21 protein-coding genes are annotated in these 21,837 nt (G+C 40.2%); 15 read left to right on the top strand and 6 right to left on the bottom strand.

Features of this window, described 5'->3' with window-relative positions:
- The first annotated feature begins 1 nt into the window (after position 1).
- From EGC82_RS00325 to mutM, 5 genes are all read left to right on the top strand, one after another.
- Positions 2 to 751: an energy-coupling factor ABC transporter ATP-binding protein gene (locus EGC82_RS00325; RefSeq protein WP_124729000.1), complete on the top strand. Its 750-nt coding sequence runs from the start codon at positions 2 to 4 to the stop codon at positions 749 to 751.
- On the top strand, positions 735 to 1,325 hold the full coding sequence (gene mobA, locus EGC82_RS00330) for a molybdenum cofactor guanylyltransferase MobA (RefSeq protein ID WP_124729001.1): 591 nt from the start codon (positions 735 to 737) through the stop codon (positions 1,323 to 1,325). Before EGC82_RS00325 ends, mobA begins: the two co-directional genes overlap by 17 nt.
- A gap of 17 nt (positions 1,326 to 1,342) precedes the next feature.
- Positions 1,343 to 3,160: a bifunctional molybdopterin-guanine dinucleotide biosynthesis adaptor protein MobB/molybdopterin molybdotransferase MoeA gene (locus EGC82_RS00335; RefSeq protein WP_124729002.1), complete on the top strand. Its 1,818-nt coding sequence runs from the start codon at positions 1,343 to 1,345 to the stop codon at positions 3,158 to 3,160.
- A 265-nt stretch (positions 3,161 to 3,425) separates the two neighbouring features.
- On the top strand, positions 3,426 to 3,884 hold the full coding sequence (locus EGC82_RS00340; RefSeq protein ID WP_124729003.1) for a hypothetical protein: 459 nt from the start codon (positions 3,426 to 3,428) through the stop codon (positions 3,882 to 3,884).
- Between the two features lie 8 nt (positions 3,885 to 3,892).
- Complete coding sequence (mutM, locus tag EGC82_RS00345) at positions 3,893 to 4,708, top strand: bifunctional DNA-formamidopyrimidine glycosylase/DNA-(apurinic or apyrimidinic site) lyase (RefSeq protein WP_124729004.1); 816 nt, start codon at positions 3,893 to 3,895, stop codon at positions 4,706 to 4,708.
- A gap of 90 nt (positions 4,709 to 4,798) precedes the next feature.
- Here mutM and EGC82_RS00350 read toward each other — a convergent pair whose 3' ends face one another.
- Positions 4,799 to 6,286 (bottom strand): capsule assembly Wzi family protein, encoded by a 1,488-nt coding sequence (locus EGC82_RS00350; RefSeq protein ID WP_124729005.1) that lies wholly within the window; start codon positions 6,284 to 6,286, stop codon positions 4,799 to 4,801.
- A 4-nt stretch (positions 6,287 to 6,290) separates the two neighbouring features.
- Entirely contained in the window at positions 6,291 to 6,797 is a 507-nt protein-coding gene (coaD, locus tag EGC82_RS00355; protein ID WP_124729006.1) for a pantetheine-phosphate adenylyltransferase, read from the bottom strand.
- A 212-nt stretch (positions 6,798 to 7,009) separates the two neighbouring features.
- On the opposite strand from coaD, the gene EGC82_RS00360 reads away from it, so the two are divergent.
- From EGC82_RS00360 to rfaD, 6 genes are all read left to right on the top strand, one after another.
- Entirely contained in the window at positions 7,010 to 7,312 is a 303-nt protein-coding gene (locus EGC82_RS00360) for a hypothetical protein (protein WP_124729007.1), read from the top strand.
- Positions 7,313 to 7,404: 92 nt separating this feature from the next.
- Positions 7,405 to 8,124, top strand: a complete 720-nt coding sequence (locus EGC82_RS00365) for a YjbF family lipoprotein (RefSeq protein WP_124729008.1) — start codon at positions 7,405 to 7,407, stop codon at positions 8,122 to 8,124.
- Positions 8,121 to 8,900: a capsule biosynthesis GfcC family protein gene (locus EGC82_RS00370; protein ID WP_124729009.1), complete on the top strand. Its 780-nt coding sequence runs from the start codon at positions 8,121 to 8,123 to the stop codon at positions 8,898 to 8,900. The genes EGC82_RS00365 and EGC82_RS00370 overlap by 4 nt, the downstream gene beginning before the upstream one ends.
- A 2-nt stretch (positions 8,901 to 8,902) precedes the next feature.
- A complete protein-coding gene (locus tag EGC82_RS00375; RefSeq protein ID WP_124729010.1) occupies positions 8,903 to 11,089 on the top strand; it encodes a YjbH domain-containing protein in 2,187 nt (728 codons plus the stop codon).
- A gap of 420 nt (positions 11,090 to 11,509) precedes the next feature.
- Entirely contained in the window at positions 11,510 to 12,511 is a 1,002-nt protein-coding gene (locus tag EGC82_RS00380; protein WP_124729011.1) for a glycosyltransferase family 9 protein, read from the top strand.
- A gap of 322 nt (positions 12,512 to 12,833) precedes the next feature.
- Complete coding sequence (rfaD, locus tag EGC82_RS00395) at positions 12,834 to 13,787, top strand: ADP-glyceromanno-heptose 6-epimerase (protein WP_124729012.1); 954 nt, start codon at positions 12,834 to 12,836, stop codon at positions 13,785 to 13,787.
- 100 nt (positions 13,788 to 13,887) lie between these two features.
- Here the strand turns inward: rfaD and EGC82_RS00400 are convergent, their stop codons facing one another.
- Entirely contained in the window at positions 13,888 to 14,280 is a 393-nt protein-coding gene (locus EGC82_RS00400; RefSeq protein WP_124729013.1) for an FAD synthase family protein, read from the bottom strand.
- Between the two features lie 8 nt (positions 14,281 to 14,288).
- Complete coding sequence (locus EGC82_RS00405) at positions 14,289 to 15,347, bottom strand: CDP-glycerol glycerophosphotransferase family protein (RefSeq protein ID WP_124729014.1); 1,059 nt, start codon at positions 15,345 to 15,347, stop codon at positions 14,289 to 14,291.
- Positions 15,348 to 15,565: 218 nt separating this feature from the next.
- Between EGC82_RS00405 and EGC82_RS00410 the strand changes: the two genes are divergently transcribed.
- Complete coding sequence (locus EGC82_RS00410) at positions 15,566 to 16,681, top strand: glycosyltransferase family 9 protein (RefSeq protein ID WP_124729015.1); 1,116 nt, start codon at positions 15,566 to 15,568, stop codon at positions 16,679 to 16,681.
- Positions 16,682 to 16,722: 41 nt separating this feature from the next.
- Positions 16,723 to 17,571 carry a glycosyltransferase gene (locus tag EGC82_RS00415; protein ID WP_124729016.1) on the top strand — a complete coding sequence of 283 codons (849 nt, stop codon included), beginning with the start codon at positions 16,723 to 16,725 and terminating at the stop codon, positions 17,569 to 17,571.
- Between the two features lie 42 nt (positions 17,572 to 17,613).
- Here the strand turns inward: EGC82_RS00415 and EGC82_RS00420 are convergent, their stop codons facing one another.
- Positions 17,614 to 18,645, bottom strand: a complete 1,032-nt coding sequence (locus tag EGC82_RS00420; RefSeq protein WP_164839071.1) for a glycosyltransferase family 9 protein — start codon at positions 18,643 to 18,645, stop codon at positions 17,614 to 17,616.
- Positions 18,646 to 18,755: 110 nt separating this feature from the next.
- Here EGC82_RS00420 and EGC82_RS00425 point away from each other — a divergent pair, with 110 nt between their 5' ends.
- Positions 18,756 to 19,484 carry a 3-deoxy-D-manno-octulosonic acid kinase gene (locus tag EGC82_RS00425; RefSeq protein WP_124729017.1) on the top strand — a complete coding sequence of 243 codons (729 nt, stop codon included), beginning with the start codon at positions 18,756 to 18,758 and terminating at the stop codon, positions 19,482 to 19,484.
- A 90-nt stretch (positions 19,485 to 19,574) separates the two neighbouring features.
- Here the strand turns inward: EGC82_RS00425 and waaA are convergent, their stop codons facing one another.
- A complete protein-coding gene (waaA, locus tag EGC82_RS00430; RefSeq protein WP_124729018.1) occupies positions 19,575 to 20,837 on the bottom strand; it encodes a lipid IV(A) 3-deoxy-D-manno-octulosonic acid transferase in 1,263 nt (420 codons plus the stop codon).
- 117 nt (positions 20,838 to 20,954) lie between these two features.
- Between waaA and EGC82_RS00435 the strand changes: the two genes are divergently transcribed.
- Entirely contained in the window at positions 20,955 to 21,611 is a 657-nt protein-coding gene (locus EGC82_RS00435; protein ID WP_124729019.1) for a TetR/AcrR family transcriptional regulator, read from the top strand.
- Positions 21,612 to 21,837: the final 226 nt, after the last annotated feature.

Consider the following 21,837-nt stretch of genomic DNA (forward strand, 5'->3'; position numbering starts at 1 on the left):
GATGACATTATCTCATCATTCAAACACACAGTTGGCGAGTATTCATGCGACCAAGTTACTAGTGACATTTAATCAGCAGATATTATTTAGCGCCGACAATTTACATTTCAGTCAAGGAGATGTGATTTATTTACAAGGCGACAACGGTTCAGGTAAATCGACCTTAATGAAACTCCTTGCAGGGTTAATTAAACCAGGCCAAGGCCAGATAACGAGTCAGGGGTTTGCCTCTCAAGCTTGGTGGAAAACCTCGTCTATATTGGGTAAAGCAGTCTACTTACATCAACATCCTTATCTTTTTGACGGCTCAGTAAAGTACAACTTAACCTACGCCTTAGATCAACGAGCTTTAGCGCCTGAGCAACGTAAAAAACGTATTCAACAAGCTATTAATATGGCTCAATTAACCGATTTACTTAATCATAATGCGTGCGATCTTTCTGGTGGTGAGCGACAACGCCTTGCCATTGCAAGAGCGTGGATTGCACAACCGAAACTATTAATGCTCGATGAACCTATTTCAAATATGGACAAGCACTCACAGCGTTTAGTCCTCGCAATGATCAACCAACTAAAACAAGACGGCACAGGACTGCTAATTAGCAGCCATCAAACTTGTGGCCTGACCGCGTTGTGTCAACAACATTGGCATATAAAGCAGCGCACAATTCATACCAGTATTCATGTACCGCAAACAGATGATTTACATGATACCCACACAACGGAATTACATTATGGCACCACAAATTGATGCGGTGATTTTAGCTGGCGGCATGGCTAGACGTATGGGCGGAAATGACAAAGGCTTAGTTGATCTTAATGGCCAAGCAATGATTTGCCACACTATTGATAAGCTAACGACTCAAGTGAATCAAATTGTTATTAACGCTAATCGTAACCAGGCTCAATATGAGCAGTGGGGCTATAAGGTTTTTAGCGACCAAGACAGTGGCTATTTAGGTCCCTTGGCTGGCATGGTCACCGCCTTAAAACAGACTCAAGCTGACTATCTTCTGGTGGTTCCATGCGATTGCCCTATGTTACCGACTGACTTAGTCGCGAGATTATTGACAGCTTTAGAGCAACAACAGGCTGATCTTGCAGTTGCCAGTGATGGTGAGTATGAGCAACCCGTTGTATTACTATTAACACCTCACTTAGCAACATCGATGCAGGCATTTTTAGATGCGGGTGAACGTAAAATTGATTTATGGTATCGCCAACATAACGTTGCTGTAGAAAGCTTTGCCGACCAACCCAATGCATTCGTCAACATTAATACACCAGAACAAAAACACCAGTTAGCAGCGCAAATTGCCAAGTAATTCAGTAGAGGTATTTCATGACAGCATTATTTTCTAACCCATTACCGATCCCCGTTTTAGGCTTTTGTGCATACAGTGGCACCGGCAAAACGACTCTACTAAAGCAGCTAATCCCATTACTTAATCAACGCGGCTTACGCTTAGCGGTGATCAAGCATGCACATCATAATTTTGATGTTGATATTCCGGGTAAAGACAGCTTTGAGATGCGTAAAGCGGGGGCCAGGCAAGTATTGGTGGCGTCTCATGTACGCTGGGCATTAATGACTGAAGACCCTGTTGATGACGACCCACAGCTACAACATTTGTTACGTCAAATTGAAGCAGATAAAGTTGATATAGTGTTGGTGGAAGGCTTTAAAAAACTAGCATTACCTAAAATTGAATTACACCGCGCGGCGCACAATAAACCTTTGATTCACATGCATGATGAAAACATTGTCGCTATTGCTTGCTGTGATGAAACAATAGTACCTGATTCATTAACGCGCTTAGACTTAAATAATGTGGCGCAAATTGCTGATTTTGTTCAGCACTATCAACAAAATTGGCAAGCTGCAGCCATTAAGGTGCCTATTGATGCGAGTAACGCAACAACAATAGACAACTCGGAAAATAACTCAAACGGTATTAGCGTATCCCAAGGTATAGCTGCTGTATTGGCGCAAGTAAAACCAACGAATCAAACCGAATTGGTTGACCTTATTGATATCGATAACCATGTGTTAGCACAAGATATTATTTCTGAAATTAATGTACCGCAACAAACTAACTCTGCAATGGACGGTTATGCATTTGCATTCAACAGCATACCTAGCACCACTCTGAAGATTGTCGCAGAAGTGTTAGCTGGGCATAACTACCCTAATATTTTGCAAGACGGTGAAGCGGTACGGATTATGACTGGGGCGACGGTGCCACAAGGCGCTGATACCATCCAAGCGCGAGAACTAACATGTGAGCAAGGGCAGCAATTAACGCTGCTTGAACCAGAAAGCATCGTTAAAGGCCAGCATGTTCGCTTAGCAGGTGAAGATATTGCCCAAGGGGAAGTCGCTTTAGCTGCCGGCACCCGATTGGGCGCAGCAGAACTTGGACTAATGGCCTCACTTGGTTTTCATCGATTACCTTTATTTAAACGCCCCATTGTGGCGGTATTTTCTACCGGTGATGAAGTTAGCCAGCCTGGCGATTTACTGAAACCCAATTGTATTTATGATGCCAATCGCTACACCATTTTATCAATGGCGAAAAAGCTCGGTTGTCAGGTAATTGACCTCGGCATTATCGATGACAACGAACAAACGCTGACCAACACGCTCAGTGACGCGGGATCTAAAGCTGATATTGTGATTAGTTCAGGCGGCGTGTCCGTGGGCAACGCCGATTACATTAAAATGGCACTGGCAAATGTAGGTAGCACTCATTTCTGGCGGATCAATATGCGTCCAGGACGCCCGCTAGCAGTAGGTCATATCAATCAGAGTTTATTCTTTGGCTTGCCAGGTAATCCTGTGGCAGTAATGGTGGCATTTCTGCAGTTTGTTCAACCTGCTATTCGTAAATTGGCTGGTGAAGTAAACTGGCAACCTGCATTTATGCCAGCCATTGCTAGCCAAGCATTGCGAAGTAAAACCGGCCGCACTGAATTTTTACGTGGTATTTATACTATCGGCCCCGATGGTAAAATCCATGTCAGTACCACGGGGGCACAAGGGTCAGGCATGCTCAGTTCAATGGTCAATGCCAACTGCCTTATTGTCATTGGTGATGACAATGACACGGTACCCGCAGGTGGCTCAGTATTTATTCAGCCATTTGCCGATTTACTCTAATCCGCACTAAACACACCTCGATAGTCATAATAGTAATATTAGGCTATCGAGGAGGGAGAGCTTTAATCCACACGATAAATTCCTTATCATTAATCTAAAACCCTGCTCGCAATCGTATCAAGACATCGAATACAACGATTAACTGACTTGAGCATCGACAATAGATAGCTACTGAGCTAATTCGTTTTTTATCTCGCGGGTGATACACTCAAAAATCCAAAGGCACAATGCTGCTTTGATAACATCATCCGCTTAAGGTATGGCTATGGCACTTTCTCGCAAAAATTGGAACTATATTATTATCGGTGCCAGTGTGTTTATGATTGCGGTACTGTCTTTTATCAATGATAAAACGGCAAATGCTCCCGATGATGCAGTGGCTCTATTCGATTCGCAATTACCTTTAAAGCAATTGCATCTCGATGATATATGGCTAAGTCTACAAGACGGCCAATGGCAATGTCATGCCCAGGTACTTAATTGCCAACAATGGGCGCAGTCGTGGCAAAACATTAGTGTGTCGCCATTACAAAAACAACCAGAGCATAGCCTTAAAGAGCAAACGCTAACTATCGCAATTAATAATGTCCACACGGCACAACAATGGCGTTATTTTCCAAACGAAGGCCTATTGCAATCGTCTAACCAGAATTGGTATCAAGTACCGCCAAGTTTACGTGCCAATTTACAACCGATTCTTGCCGTTGCTCCTCAATCAAAATAAGAGTCTTTATGCCTGAATTACCAGAAGTTGAAGTGACCCGACTAGGGATTAGCCCTTATCTCATTGATCAAACTGTCAGTGAACTTATTGTCCGTAATGGTTCACTACGCTGGCCAGTGCCTGACGTTGCACAGAATATTGTCGGTCAACGAATTAACAATGTTCGTCGTCGTGCAAAATATTTATTAATCGATACCGATGCCGGCATCACCATAGTGCATTTAGGCATGTCAGGTAGTTTGCGTATTTTGCCGCGTCATACTCCGGTTGAAAAACATGACCATATTGATTTGGTTTTAGACAATGGCCGCATGTTGCGATTTAACGACCCACGTCGTTTTGGCGCTTGGCTATGGTATGAGTTACCAGAAGAAGCCCATCCATTGCTATCAAAGCTTGGCCCAGAACCACTAAGCCCTCATTTCACACCATTACAATTGCAAGCAGCACTTGCCGGCAAGAAAAAAGCGATTAAGCTGTGTTTAATGGATAATCACATCGTGGTGGGAGCCGGTAATATTTACGCCAACGAAGCTTTATTTGCTGCGGGTATTCATCCGCAAGCTGCAGCCGGAAGTATTGATTTAGAACGGTTAACCATTTTAGTCACTGAAGTAAAACAAATTTTGGCTCATGCGATTGAGCAAGGTGGCACAACATTAAAAGATTTTACTAATGCTGATGGTAAGCCAGGATATTTTTCGCAAAAACTGCATGTTTATGGTCGTGGCGGTGAAATGTGTACTAGCTGTGGCAACTTATTGAGCGAAATAAAGCTCGGTCAACGGACAACGGTATTCTGTGGGTTGTGCCAGCAGCGTTAATACAAACATAATCATTACAACAAGCAGTGCATTTAATGAGTATATAAAAAGGGGAGCCAAATGGCTCCCTGATGTAATCAACAATACACGCTAAAATCTATACTCATAAGTTGAAAAAACAGTACCTTGTGTATCATCATCTTTGACTTCGAATTCAGAGTTAGCAACGCTACCACCTAACGTCAACATGCCATTAAACATCGGCAAACGATATGACAACTCTAGCATCATAATATCTTCTTTCAAAGGTTTCGGAGCCCAATCAAAAAGACTATTTAAACCATCTTTATTCAACTGAGCAAAACGCAGTATAGAGGTAAAGCTATGGCTGTTTTCAAACTGCCCTATAAGCCCTAATACATAGGTTTGTGCATCACTGTCATAGGTACTGCCGTAGGTACGACCATAATAACGAGAGCCACTTTGGTACGTTGAGTGCTCATAAAAACAATTATATTGAGATTCTGTATCGCAATTCACCATAGTGTCTGAATATTCAAAAAACACTTTATATTGCTGTTTTGAAAAATTAAATCGCGAGTCGACACCGAACATCTGTCCGCAATCAGACATACTAGTGGCACCGCCGGATGCATTTTCACAAGTTTGCTCTACATACAAACCAAGCGGAATACCGAACCAAATATCACTGTAGCGCACGTCAAAACCAGTCATTTGATTGGTTTTACTAATACACTCTTCACCATCTTGGCAATCTTGTGGATTTGTAATTGATTCAAACGCACTATCAAAGCTGCATTCTTGGTCTTCTCCACAAAACATCGTTGTCCAAGATAAGCCAATTTCAAGCTGCTTTAACGGTTTAATCGAACCTCGCAGAGACCATAACAACGCATTTGGAGCATATCTTTCTTGTTCGGTCATACTCACACCCGCTGTCACTGTCCACGCACCTAACCAAGAGAGTAAAGGGGTTTCAAATGCTTGCGGATTATGTCGACTTATGGTTAAAGATTGCATCGGTCTTGCGTTAGTAGACATATGCAAAGAGGAATCGAATCCAGGCCCCCACCATTGAGCAGCAGCACCAAACGTTGCAACCCAGTTGCCTAATATTAGCGCGATGTAATTATCATCAAAACGCACATTTTTATTATCACTAGGATCATAATTCGCTGATGCTGAAAGTTTATAAGCAAAACGCTCACCAGTGTATTCGTGTGAGCCTTGTAACTGGCCTTTTTCACGATAGTCGGAACCAAAATGTTGGAAACGCGCTGAATCTGATGCTGCAGCCACTTTAATACTGGTGTTGCCACGATTACCAACAGCATTTTGATAGTAAAAATTAACTCGAGCGAAAGCATCAACTAAATCAGGCGTTAACAACGCGGGCTCAGCTTTAACCAAATCAGCTCCAATACCGAACCACATTAATGGAAAGGTATTAATTGGCGCATTGATCACCCCAGCATCCGCTAATACTTGAATATCTGCTCGCAAATAAATATCTGAAGTGTCAACCCATGGTGCAGCCTGAGCTGCATTCGTATAGATGAACATAGCGCTTAACCCTAATGCAGCGGTTAGCTTTGTGAAGCGAAATCCCTTTGCCATAAAATTACTGACCTTTTTTTTCGGCTTTAATTTGTGCCACTTTCTGCTTTAATGCCATTGCTATGAGTGGATGAACAAATTGACTCACATCCCCCCCATGTAATGCGACTTCTTTCACTAACGTAGACGAAATAAATGAATTCTCTTCGGCTGGTGTCAAAAACACACTTTCAAGATCTGGGCTTAAACGACGATTCATGTTGGCTAACTGAAATTCATATTCAAAATCCGACACAGCACGTAGTCCACGCACTAATACACTCGCATGTTGTTCTTTGGCAAAGTCGACGAGTAATCCAGTAAAACCAACCACTTCTACATTCTTTAAATGTGCGGTAACAAGGTTAACTTGTTCGACGCGTTCTTCAAGGCTAAATCGTGGTTGTTTTGACGGATTAGAGGCAATACCAATGATCACATGTTTGAATAAGCGCGCAGCGCGCTCAATTAAATCGGCATGACCATTAGTAACTGGATCAAAAGTGCCAGGATAAATTGCTCTTCTATGCATAAAATAAGGCCATGGTGATGAATTTATCGTGATTTTAGCAGCTCATTGATGCTCAACCCACTTGTAATCGAGAATTAATTAAACAATTTTTGTAAAAAATCATAAAATCGTGTAGATTAGCGAATCGATCTCGCTGGATGTTTATTAAGCAATTGTATCGAATTATATATGGAAGTGAATCGATTATATGCTAATCTTCCATTTAGGTGTATTTGAATATTTTATGGGAAGACTTTGAGATGAAAAAATCAGCTATCGCTATCGCGTTAACATCAGCTTTATTAATGATCGGTTCTGCTTATGCAGCAGAAACTGGTAACACTCAGCCAAAAGATGGCTCTTCTATTGTTAGCGGTCCAGTTGTTGCAGCTGCTGCTATTACAGTTGCTGTTATAGCAACTGCAGTTAATGACAGCAATGAAGAAAGTGGTAACAACACAGGTACAGGAACTGGTACTACAACGACTAGTACTGGTACTGGTACTGGAACGACTACGACTTCAGTTACAAACTAAATTCGTAAGACTATTAAAAAAGCACATTTTTAATGTGCTTTTTTATTTTCTTTTTTTTGCCGTTACTTTGAAGCTTAAGGAATTGAGCTCGTATGTCTTCAATTTTCAATAACAAAAATCTACTCACCTTGTTTTTCTTTTTAGCCCTTACCGGATGCAGTAATACCTTTGTGCAAATAGGCGGTATGCTTAAAGAAAGCATTGTTGGTCTTCCTGATGATAATATTTCTGCAAGTGAAATTGAAAACAGTCCATATTCAAGTGTTTATGTCAAAATAGAAGACTCTCATCAAGCTTATGTACTCTTAGCTTTGGCTGAAGCACCGCAAACTATGCCTACAACAATAATCACAACTCAAAATGTAGAGTTAAAGTGGATATCATCAGATGCCGGTATGTTGGTTACTCGTAATGGTCGTTTATTGAAAACGGTAAACCTATTTGAAGGTAATCGTATCAACATTAACAGCAATCAAACTGATCCTGTTGCATTAGGGCTTCATCTTGCCAGCACACCTATAAAATGGCAAAGCACCATTGATTGGCAACCCGATTACCATGTCAGTTATCAACAGCTATCTACGTTTAGCTTTGTTGCAGATGAAACACTTACCATTAATGATAAACCCATTACTCTCAAAAAGTTTAATGAGCATGTTATCGTTCCTGATATAGATATTGAATACGACAATCAATTTTGGATCGACCCCTCGAACGGACAAGTCATCAAAAGCTATCAAAAAATCGCCCCTAATTTAGCATATATTGATATAACCGTGCTGAAACCTTATGAATTTAAGGACGTAAAATGAAACTATTAATTCAATTATGTTCAGTGGTGGTATTAATACTCTGTTCACAAAATATCAAAGCTGAAACAGTCATTACAGTGAGTCAATCTAACTCTGCTAAACAACCGGTATCATTACAATATAAGCAATCACCTCGTTTAGTTCAGGTCATAAAAGACAGCCTCGAAAATAGTGCCCCGTTAGCAAACCAACATAAGTCATTAGCCATTTACTGGTTAGCAGCTGGGCTATATGACTATTCAACAGAAGCGGAGTTTCAGCAGAAACAGCAACAGATTATTCATTTGCTCAAAACTCAATACGACGATATGGAAACGCCTCAAAATATTAAGGCGTTAAAATCACTATCGGCATGGTTCACAGCTAATAAGTTTATGAAGCGCGAACTTATTCAACTTGATTACGATTCAATTAGACTAGAAGATGAGTTAAACCCACTTTTAACAGGCCGCTATTTACTTACTTTACCAAGCAAACCAGAACATGTGTTGGTACTTGGAGCTGTTGAACAAAATGGTTCTCAACCCTTTATTGTCAGACAAAGCGCTACTGAGTATCTTAATAATGCAATACCGTTAAATGACTCAGAAAGTAGCTACGCTTGGCTTATTCAACCTGATGGAAAGTTAGAACATTATCCTATTGCTTATTGGAATCAACATCATATTGATATCGCACCAGGTGCCATTATCTATCTTGACTTTCAAGGTGTTAGAGATAATGAACAACAGTTGAATCAGCAAATTCTCGAATTATTAAGACATTGGATACGTTAACCATGAGTCACGCAAAGCAGACTATTTATTCTCTTTTCGCCATTCCTTTCATGGTAAGCGGCTTGTTTTTTTGCGCTGCGGCACAAAGCGATGAACTATCAACACAAAAAATCACTCCTTCACAATACGATTTTGGCGGTGTAGGCCTGATTCAAATGCCAACAGGCAGAATGGCAGCAGAAGGTGAATTTAGTGTTAATGCCACCTTCAACGAAGACTACTATCATGGTGCATTATCACTGCAACTGTTTCCTTGGTTAGAAACTACGATTCGCTATACTCAAGTACCCGATGTGCTTTACAGCAATGATCCTAACTTTAGTGGTGATACCTATTACACCGATAAAGGCATCGACGTAAAGTTGCGTTTATTAGAGGAAAGCTACTGGATACCTGAAACCTCTATTGGGGTAAGAGATATTGGTGGCACAGGCCTATTTGATAGCGAATATATTGCAATGACTAAAGGCTTTGGTCCCTTTGACGCCACTGTTGGTGTCGGTTGGGGCTATATAGGCAACCGCGGTAATTTAACCGATACTAACAAATCATCATCTGTCGATTGTAATCGCAATACAGGCTTTAAAGGTAAAGGTGGTAATGTTGACTTTGAACGTTGGTTTAAAGGTTGTAGTGCTATTTTTGCCGGTGTTGAATATCAAACCCCTTGGGATCCTTTACGCATAAAGGTTGAGTACGATGGTAATGACTATAAGTCTGACTTTGCAGCTTTACAAACCGGTAATCCACTTAATCAAAGTAGCCCAATAAACTACGGTTTATTATATCGAGTCAGTAACTGGGGTGACTTTAAATTAAGTTATGAGCGTGGTAATACTTGGACATTAGGCTTTAGTTTAGCCACTAATTTTAATAGCTTAAAATCGAACTGGCGTGATACGCCCAAGCAAGCTATTGAAGATAAACCTGATATGGCCGACCGCAAAGTTGATTTACCTGAATTAAATAAGCAACTCGCTTTTGATGCTGGTTATAAGGGCGCTAAGATTTACATCAAAAATGATCAAGTGACCATAGTTGCGACACAAACAAAATATCGCGACAGAAAAAACGCTCATGATCAGGTAGGACGCATTTTAGCAAACCAGTTTCCAGATGCGAAAACCTTCAACATAATTGAAAGTACGGGTCATTTGCCTACGACAGAAACACAGATTGATGCTAAACAATTTAAAGATGCAGTACAGCACAACTATATTAATGCCAACATTGAAAATAGCACCAAAGTTGTAGAACCTACTTTGCCAACTGAAACGCCGGATTGGGAAACACCCGACCAATGGAACTATGGTTTTGCACCCAAACTTGTGCAATCTTTTGGTGGTTCAGAAAACTTTTACCTGTTTAATTTTGGTATCAATGGATCTGCAAGCCGCTGGATAACTGACAATATTGAAGTAAGTAGTTCGATGTATATAAACATACTCGATAACTATGACCAGTTTAAATATTTGACTCCACCAGACGGTACTGATTTAAAGCGCGTCAGAACGTTGATTAGACAATACGTGTCGGACAATCCTGTGCGTGTAGATAATCTGCAGTTCACTTGGTTAGATAAATTAAGTGAGAATATCTATGCACAAGCCTATGTTGGTTACTTAGAAATGATGTTTGCTGGCGTGGGTACTGAAGTTCTTTATCGTCCAATGAATAGCGAATGGGCATTTGGGATTGATGCAAACTATGTGAAGCAGCGCGATCCTGATAATATATTTGGCCTTTTTGAAAATGAGATCAATTTTGACCCCGACTTAGGCATATCTTACCGAGCTCAAACAGGCACATTCACGGGTCATGCTAGCGTATACTATCAACCAAGCTGGTTCGATGATGTATTGCTTAGGGTCAGTTACGGTCAATACTTAGCAGAAGATCGCGGGGTCACTGTCGATTTATCTAAACAATTTGATAGCGGCGTCATTGTGGGTGCATTTGCTTCTAAAACTAACTTATCTGCTGACCAATTCGGTGAAGGTAGTTTCACTAAAGGGTTTTATATCTCGATCCCATTTGATGCAATACTACCAACGCCTGTAACCAATCGCGGTAACCTTGCATGGCAACCACTCACGCGAGATGGAGGGCAAAAGCTAGGACGTAAATTTGAACTCTATAGTGGCACTGACGCAAGGGCGCCTTGGCTAAATAAGCCTTCAACAAAGTAAATGCTAATATGGGGATATTAAGGTGATTAATATCCCCATATTTAATGAATAGTAGCTTTAAGTGAACCATAACAAATACAAATCAATAGACTTAAGATTGACACTGGCATTGCTGTCTACTTCAACAAAGCTCAAAATATAAAGCTCAAAATATAAAATCAAAAAACTCTATAATAATCCGCTTGAAACCCCCTACCTACCCGTGAACTTGTAGATAGTAACAACAGCAATCAATTCAATTGTTAACTGCAGTTACCATTGTTAGTGCAACACTATCAATAAACCGTCTTGAGTTGATATACTCTGTAAAAGCTCTTACTCCATTCATATTGATGGTTAAGACAATCGTTAAAATTTACAATAGTATAAGCCCCATCATACGATGGAATTGAGTTAATATTTTATCTTTCAGACATTCATATGAAAAAAATCTTAGTCATTAAGCACGATAAAATTGGTGATTTTGTACTGACATGGCCAGCACTTTATCTACTCAGAAAAGCACTCCCAGAGGCAACCATAGATGTATTTGTCGCTCCTGTGGTTAAGTCTTTTGCTGACGCCTGTCCGTACGTAGATAATACCCTTATCGACTCAAAAGATGATGCTAGTATTGCAGAACAAATTGCACAGCAACATTATGATGCTGTAATCGTGCTTTTATCAGAATTTCGAATTTATAAAATCCTTAGCAAAAGCAATATTCCATATAAATTAGTACCTAAACATAATTGGTATCAATATTTATATAAACATCGGGCAAGCAATGAATACTTAAACAGTGAAGGTTGCTGGCGAGGTGCATGCATGCTGGTAGAGCACTTCTTAACTCATCACGGTTATGCTATTCCTAAGCTACCTTCTAGATTTTGGGATATGAGTGCCCGCAAGGAATATTGGCAGCAATACTACCAAATGTTAGCTAATGAAAAGCTGATTTTTATTCATCCAGGTACTGGCGGTTCTTCTGGTTGCGTTCCTATAGAAAAACTAGTTAAGCTGATAATAAATATCGATAAAAAGACTCAACCGGCATGTCACTTCATTTTAACATTCAATGGAAGTGAACTGGAGCTTGCACAAGAAATTCAAACGTTACTGGCCAATACATCAATTAAAATATCCCTAGCGAAGCCGTTAGATCGTTTGATTGATTTTTCCGAGTCATTAGTCGCAGCAGACATGTTTATTGCAGGCTCCACAGGGCCTTTACACATAGCGGGCTTACATAATGTACCCACTGTTGGATTTTACGCAGGAAGACGCTCAACACCTCATATTAGATGGGGAACATTATCTGAGCCAAGCAAGCGATTTGCTTATACGCCTCCAGTCGGAAAAAGAACCGGTCGTAATATGGCATTAATCGATTTTGATCAGGTATCGAATGACATAGCCGACTTTTTGAACAAACAATCTTAGATTCTAAGGCCTGTTGATCTTTCAAGATTGTTTTTGCAGCGAATGGGTGACCATTTGTACAAGGCAGAGACTTTGAGTTGTAATTATTCTACATAAAAAGTCGATAACGCTGTAAAAATGGTCAACAAACGCTGCCCGGAGGGTTCGGCTAAAAACGTTTTACTCTTTGTTGAATGCATTTTGCTTAGATGACTAGGCTGCAATCCATTTGCCGCGATTAAAACGTTTTTAACTCGAACAAAATTCAATCAGCAAAGATCAACAGGCCTTAGCAATGTGTTAAATTAAGCTCATCGCGAGCAACAATAATGGAAATACGAATATGATAGTTGTGACAGGCGCAGCCGGGTTTATTGGTAGTAATTTAGTAAAACAACTTAATGCCATGGGCCGAAATGACATTATTGCGGTAGACGACTTAACCGACGGCACCCAGATGTTCAATTTAGCCGATTGTGAAATTGCTGATTATCTTGATAAAGATGATTTCATCAAGCAAATCAAAGCGGGCGATTTTGATAACAAACTTGAAGTCATTTTCCATCAAGGCGCTTGCTCATCGACCACCGAGTGGGATGGCAAGTTTATGATGGCCAATAATTACGAGTATTCAAAAACATTATTGCATTACAGCCAAGCCAATAACTGCCAATTTATTTATGCATCTTCAGCGTCTGTTTATGGTGGCAGCGAAAAGTTTATTGAGCAACGTGAACTTGAAAAGCCACTCAATGTTTACGCTTACTCTAAGTTCTTATTTGATCAATATGTAAGACAACAAAAACTCACGGCTCAAGTGGCGGGATTACGTTATTTCAACGTCTATGGCCCACGTGAACAACACAAAGGCGGCATGGCCAGTGTGGCGTTCCACTTTAACAATCAAATTAACGCTAATGGCGTGTGTCGTTTGTTTGAAGGTGTTGATGGTTATGAAAATGGTCAGCAACTGCGTGACTTTGTGTTTGTCGAAGATGTGGTTAAAGTCAATTTATGGTTGTGGCAGAACCCATCTGTATCGGGCATATATAATTGCGGAACCGGCCAAGCTCAAAGCTTTAATGATGTTGCCAATGCCGTCATTGCTTATCATGGTAAAGGGCATATTGAGTACATTCCTTTCCCAGACAAGTTGAAAGGTGCTTATCAGAGTTATACCCAAGCTGATTTAACTCAATTAAGAGCTGCTGGTTACCAAGCTGAGTTTAAAACAGTTGAGCAAGCCGTACCTGAATATTTAGATTGGCTTAAAACCCAACATTTTATTGGTCAATAACGGTTTATCACTCTCACGAGCCGAAAAATAGTTTAACAGAAACATGCTATGGTATTTTTTATCCAGCGCATGTTTCTGTTTCATAGAAATGACTAACTCACTATCTAATTTCTTTAACGATCTCTATCAACATAGTTGTTGAAATAGCAGGGGTTCTTGGTAAATATACGACTTTACACAAATGTGATAGATGATCAAAACGACCTTGCCAATCATCCCCCATAACTAAGTAATCAGCTTTGTATTTTTGAATGTATTCAGCTTTAAGCTCTAAAGACTCTTCTAAAAATACGTGGTCAACACACGCTAACGCTGCAACAATTCTCATGCGGTCTATTTCATCGCAAATAGGATTTCGTTGTTTTTTACTAAAATTGAGCGCATCAGATGACACCCCAACGGTCAATGTACCGCCGAGCTCTTTGGCTCTTTCTAAAATATTTAAATGACCAATATGAAACATGTCAAAAGTACCGAATGTAATTATGTTCATCTAAATCCTTAGCTTAATAAATAGTCCACAATTCGCTGACTACAAAGACCATCAACCACACCCACTAACTCTGCCGTATATTGCATTCTTTGGGGTGAAAATAACTCTGGTTGTGCAATCTGCTGGTCAACAACCTGCTTTAATTGTTTATATGTTTTGGCGTGCGCAGCGATATCTGCGTAGCGGTATAAATCTTGATCAACACGATTTTTAAACCTAAATTTAAAAATCCCTCGATAAGACCAACGTAAATGATAAAAATCACACCATACAACCGGTTTATTTAAGGCGGCAAACTCAAATAATGCCGAAGATGCATCACTAATTAATACGTCTGCTGAAGCCATAAACGGTAATAAATTTGCTTCTTCAGCGGGTGCTAAATATACATTATCAAAACTTGCCCAATGAGTAAGCAATGCTTTTTGTTTTTTATAATTGGATTTACTCAATGAAAAATAATGTGGTTTAAGCAAAATATTATATTCAGAAAATTGAGAGGGCCAATTTTTAGCCATTGCTTCAATGCTGCTTGGGTAAAATGTTGGCGCGTATAATAAGGTTTTTTTTCGAGTGTCTAAGCCTAAAGAGGCTAAATCTAAACCCGGCTCCTCGCCACGAACAATAGGGTCTAATTTTGCATAACCCGTATCAATAAACACTTTCTTAGGAAACATATTTTGTAACCGCTTCAAACGGTATTGCCCCTCAACAAAGCGAACCTCAATATCGCCTTTTGAGACAGTATAATATACCGATTTAGGCCCAACGCCATGTTGCATCAACGCAGTTTTACTAATACCATTTAATCGCGATACTGATGCAAATGCATTACCAAAGATAATCCATTTAGGCTTATTCAATAAATAGAACTCAAGCGCTTCTGCTTCATCATTAACCCACACCACATTAAGTTGGTGCTTGTTCACGAGTGATTCTAATACCGACTGCTGATCAACACTCTTGTATATTACATAGGTAACAGACACCGAACGATTTTGGAGTTCAGCCGCTACAGGGAAATATTGTGGTAAATAATAGGGATGTAACACATCAAAACAAATCATCGCAAGTCAATTCCTATTAATTATTCCGCATCAGAGTTTACAAAGATCACTAGTATAAATGATAACACGCCTCAATCTACCTCTAATCCTCTCTACTGACTAATCCGATATCAAATGAAATCAATACTTCTACTAGGTTTTCTCAAGGTATTGATTTAAAAAGCGCTCTTTTCAAGGTATTATTTAAGGTATAACGATCAACAAAGCAGCCTATTCACATGCCAATAGTTTCTAAAAAGCAATTACAAACGTGTCAACGCTTACTGTTTATTTCGCCAGTTGCGTTAGGTGACTTTCTTTACTTAAAAACCTTTCTTATCGCTTTAAAAAAGCAATATGCTCATATCGAAATCGACATCTGGTTAGATGATATTCGTTGTAATAGTGATAGTTGGCGCTTATCTCGAAGTAAAATTTTACAGCAATGGATGGATACTGAGGGCGCATTTTCGTTAACTTATGGCTGCACAGATTCAAAACAAGCCATGCAAAGCCATATTGAACAAGCTAAACTTCGTCAATATGACATTATATTCTGCCATTCCGTCAGTAAGAGTCGACAATATTCGCACATAGCGCGCAGTATAAGTAGCAGTGCTTTTATTGTATCGAGTATCCCTAAAAGTGCTTCATTTGGATGGCTCAACAAACTATTTTTTAGTCACTCTAACCACACTTTCATATTGAATGAAAACAGCCTTCCCAAGGCTCACCATATTACCGATAGATACAATATGGTATTTAATCAGGTTTTAGGGCTTAATCTAACGTCTGAGCAATTAATGCCTACCTTAAAGGTTCCTGCGGCTATTGAACCTATTACTCAGTCGTGGCTAAGCAGCAAGTTTAGTGACTTAAAAAAACAAGGAAGATTGCTTTTTTTAAACCACTTATCGACTAACGACAAAAAAGATTGGAAGTTAACGCAATTATTTTCTCTTATTGAAAAAATATCGGCTATTGATGCGACTCAACGCTTTGTCGTCAATGTGACTAAAGAAAACTTTGATTCTGTTAGTATGGAAACCGAAAAATTTACCACTCGAACAAATATACAAACGGCTGTTTTTACCGTGAACGAGCATTTTTTTGAACTACCGTCACTCATTGCACACGCTGATTTTGTCATCACAGTCGATACCGCTATATTACACTTTGCTTTTGCCGCTCAACGTCCTTTATTAGCCATGATGCGTGAGAAAAAACCTTATTGGGCACCACCGGAAAGCGAAGTGTCGCACGTAATGTATGCAACTGAAGGTAGAGGTTATATCGAGGATATTAGCGTTGACCAAGTATTCCAACAATATAAAAAAATGAACTCACTCAGTTAAAAACTTAACACCAAAAACATAAATTTAAACAAGGTGAATCGATGAAGAAGGCTATTTTTACACTCGCTATTGGCGATAATCCAATGTATCGCGCTGCCGTTGCCAGCTTTAAAGCTTATGGCGAAAAAATTGGCGCTGATGTCATCGTTTCAGATCAACTGCATTATAAAATTCATGTCAGTAACCCTAAATTTGACTCAAGCCCGGCATGGTCTGAAAAGCTGTATATTTCAGAGATACTCAAAGAATATGATCGAGTACTATATCTAGATGCAGATATTATCGTGACGCCATGGGCACGAGATATATTTGAACTATATTCAGACCTTGATACAGTTTATATGTTCAATGAGGGACGTCATCGCGATCGAAATGAGCAAGCGGTGCAAATCAATAATATCTTAGGCGAAGTCGATTGGCCAAAAGAAGACAATAAAATAGTTTATTACAACTCTGGAATGTTTCTGCTATCGAAAGAAACCGGCCTATTTGATAAAGCCAATATTGAAGAAATGCAGGCCATTTGTAACAACGTTAAATTTTACGACCAAACCTATATTAACTATCTCATCAGGAGAGATAATATAAAAAGCATAGGTGTAGAAGCAAACTTTAACCGTATGCAGCTTTTAGGGCATGATGATTATCAAAAAGCAGATTTCATTCATTATTCTGGTAGAGGTTATCGCCAAGATATCCCGATGAGAGAATTGAAATACATCATCGATTTCTGCGATATGTTCAACGATACATTAACAAATGAACAAATTCTTGAGTATAAAAAACAAGCTTGGAATTGGTACATACTCAAACAACATCAAAAAACAAAGCTACCTGTAGCACTTCTAAGTGCGATATTTGGTTTATTCCGCGGCAAGTATAAATATTAAACCCGAATTCAGATAATGACAGCTCGCTTAAAAGCGAGCTTTTTACTGCTTAATGAATTGATCAAACTGAGCCTTTACCTGATCAACTTCTATCATCACCATTAAATGCTCACCTTTAGCACGCGTGCCCCATTTCACTGGGGCATCAAATTGCTTCGCTATCACTTGTGGGTAAACACTGACAGTGTACTGGCGATAAAGGTAAGGTCCAGTTCGCCCTGGGTTTGAGTGAGCATATAGACCAATCACTGGCGTACCTTGAGTAACAGCCATATGCAAAGGTCCGGTGTCAGGTGCGAGCACTAGCTTGGCTTGTTTTAACACTGCAAGTAGCTGAGTCAAAGATGTCTTGCCTACTTGGTTGTCCAATGGCTGTTGGCTATGAGATTGAATCACATCCGCTAGATTTTTTTCTAACGCTGTTGGACCGCCGCACAACATTACTCTGAATCCCTGCGTAATAGCATAATCAGCAACGGCAGCGTAACGCTCTGGCAGCCAGTTACGTTCGGCCTTACTGGCTGCTGCGCAAATCACCATGACTTTACCATCGCCCACCAGTTGTTTGGCAAAGTCGGTGTCGGTTTGTGGTACAGGAATATTCCAACTTGGCGTTAAGTCTTCTACACCAATGGCTTTAGCAAAGCCCATAAAACCATCTAATACATGCGGTGTGGCCAAGGGAGCAACGGCGTGATTAGTCACCAACCACTGGCCTTCTTTGGCTCTGGCCTTATCAAATCCGACCCGAATTCGCGCCTTGATCATTAATGAGGCTATGGTCGCACGAAGTGCAACTTGCATATGTAGCAGCACATCAAAACGTTGGCCTTGTAAATCACGACGTAACTGAATATAGCTACGCCAGCCCTTGGACTTGTCGAAAATAACAAACTGGACTCCAGGCAAATGCTTGAGTAATTGATATTCAACCTTACCAATAATCCACGTAATACTCAGGTCTGGATACTGTTTTTGAATAGCCTGCACCATTGCTACTGCGTGGCAAACATCACCAATGGCAGACAAACGCAGTAAACATAATGAACGTATCGCACTAAAGTCAGCTTTCATTGATTATCCAATATGCTTGAGTGAAGAATTAAGGCGGTGAAGGCAAGTGAGTGATCTTAAGGTATAATGTTATTTCGATCCACAATCTAACCAATGCTATTGATCATTAGATGCAAATAAAAAACACCCAACTTGGCCATATTGCATGGTGTGAAACCACAGCCCAACACTTAGCACCGCAAGACTTCGCGGTTGATGGTTGGCGAGAAAAAAATGCAGTGGTGGGTCAGTCCAAAGGCCGTTACACCACATGGTTTGTCAAAACCGATAACTCGGACAGCCCGCAAACATGGGTATTACGCCATTATTGGCGCGGTGGAATGATAGAAAAATTCAGCAGAGATGCCTACTTCTATACCGGCCTACAACGAACCCGTGCGGTGTCAGAGTTAGCAATTCTTGAAGTTTTATATCAAGAAGGATTTGCAGTTCCACGCCCTATTGCGGCAAATGTTGAACGTTTTGGTTTATGGTATCGAGCCGATATAATTATTGAACATGTTGCTGGTGCAAATGATTTAGTGGCTTACTTAAGCCACAACCCAATGACAGAATCGCAATGGTATTTATTAGGTGAAACCATTGCCAAATTTCATCAGCGTGGGGTATATCACGCCGATTTAAATGCCAAAAACATCTTACTGGCGCATGGGGAATTCTATTTGATTGATTTTGATCGAGGTGAATTACGTACACCACAGCCTACATGGCAACAAGCCAATTTAGACCGCTTGCTACGTTCTTTTAACAAAGAGCACGCTAAACTGACTACGCTGCAATTTAGTCAACAGCATTGGCTGCAATTACTTGCCGGTTACCAAAGCATAAACCCAATCTAAAGCTAACTCTGGTATGGCGTAGTGATAAAAATAGACGCTAATGAGCGTCTATTTTTATACGTTTATGTTCAAATGACTGACAGCAAAATGTTACACGATGAGCTCGTTAATGAGGGTAAACTGCTTTAAAAGCGCGCCCCGATTTTGCTCAACGACTGCTAATCCAGCAAAGGACGCAGATTGATACATATGGTTATCGGTAAACTTATTTTGTAATTCTTGCGCCAATTCATCTGCAGAACTAATACAGGTTAATGCACCAGCATCGGCAAGTAACTGGGTTATTTCAGCAAAATCCCAATGGTTGGGGCCAACATACACTGGTAACCCCATAGCAGCAGGTTCTAGTGGGTTATGACCACCATTATTAATCAATGTCCCGCCAACAAATGCCTGATCCGCTGTACCATATAACATCACTAGCTCTCCCATAGTATCGCCAAGCAATACTTGAGTTTTCGCATTTACCTCATCATTCATACTGCGTCTCGCTAACACCAATCCAGATTGGGTAATGGTAATAGCGGCTAAATTAAATTGCTCAGGATGTCGGGGCGCCATAATCAATAATGCATTAGGGAAACAAGCTAATAGCTGTTTATGAGCACTCAAAATGGCCTCAAACTCGCCGGGGTGAACACTCCCTGCAACCCAAATAGGTGAATTAACCCGATCCCACTTGGCTCGAAGCGTGTTGGCTTGCTGTTTTTTGATAGGATCAATAGTGAGATCAAACTTCAAACTGCCACACACATGTATGCGCTGACTAGTCACTCCTAGGGTAATAAACCGTTCAGCTTCAGCTTTAGTTTGTACGGTAATCAAGTGGAGTTTGTTTAACATCGGCACAGCCAAACGACGCTTTTTAGCATATTTATCAGCGGACTTTTGCGATAAGCGTGCATTGGCTAAAATCAGAGTCACGTTTTGCTGCTCTGCAAAGTGGACTAAGTTTGGCCACAACTCGGTCTCCATGATAATGCACACTTTGGGCTGTAATTGGCGTAAAAAACGTTTAATTGCATATGAAAAATCAAACGGTAAATAGCAATGCTGGACCGTATCGCCAAATGCTTTAGTCACTTCAGCAGACCCTGTTGGACTGGTTGTAGTAACGGTAAATACGTAATCTGGGTGCGCAGTCATCAGCAGCTTAATCAACGGAATCGCCGCTAACGTTTCTCCCATCGACACACTGTGGATCAACACATCAGTTTTGGTTAACTTAGCAAAACCAAAACGTTCAGACCAACGGCTACGATAGTCGACACTTTTTATGGCACGAAATGCTAAATAAAGAATCACCAGCGGAAACAACAAATATAGGAACAAAGAATAAACAATACGGTTCATGTAAGATGGGTCATCGATTTTTGCTTGTCAGATAAGCACAATGTTAACATACTCATATTAAGTCGGCTTAACGAATTATTTGAGTGACAATAAGTCAATAATGAATATGGAAATCACATGAAAACCCGCGATAAAATCATTTTTGCCAGCTTAGAACTATTCAATGAACACGGTGAGCGTAGTATTACCACCAACCATATTGCTGCGCATTTAGGCATTAGCCCAGGCAACTTGTACTATCATTTTCGTAATAAAGAAGACATCATCAATTGCATATTTGGTTTATATGAGAGTCATTTAGAATCAGGCTTTAAACCTTATGATGACGTGCCTATTACCATTGAATTATTAATGGGTTACTTTGATGCCATGTTTTATACTTTATGGCAGTTTAGGTTTATGTATGCCAACTTAGCTGACATTTTAAGCCGTGATGATGCGCTAAAAAAACGCTACTTGCATGCTCAACAACAAGTGCTTAATCGTTCAAGTGATGTACTACGCAAACTCAAAAAAGACGGTTTCCTAGACGTCGATGATAATAAAGTCACCGCACTTGCCGACACTATTAAAATGATGGTTAGCTTCTGGATTAGCTATCAGTTAACTCAATCCAGCACATCAACGATTACCAAAGCCACCCTATACGATGGGTTATTAAGAGTATTGATGATTTTTCAGGCTTACTCAACTCCCACGTCAAGCGCGACATTCTGCCGTTTAGAACAGCATTACTTAGACATAGCCAGTCAAGAACGCCATAACGCTGCGTAATTAAATCCTGACATTATCGCTTATCTCGTCTGCGTAACTGATCTTCCAATCAGTAAATAACTAACTACAATTGAGTTGGTTACTTGCTGATTACGTAGGGGGTTGTCACCCTCGTCCTCAACTTCGTTACTGGCAATGTTAAAGATTAGTTTTTTTAATGTGAATAAGTCGCTAGACCTAAACTAACTCATGTTGGTCTGACGTCTTAAAAAAACGCTGTAGAGCG

The organism is Shewanella livingstonensis (assembly GCF_003855395.1).
Lineage (GTDB): Bacteria > Pseudomonadota > Gammaproteobacteria > Enterobacterales > Shewanellaceae > Shewanella > Shewanella livingstonensis.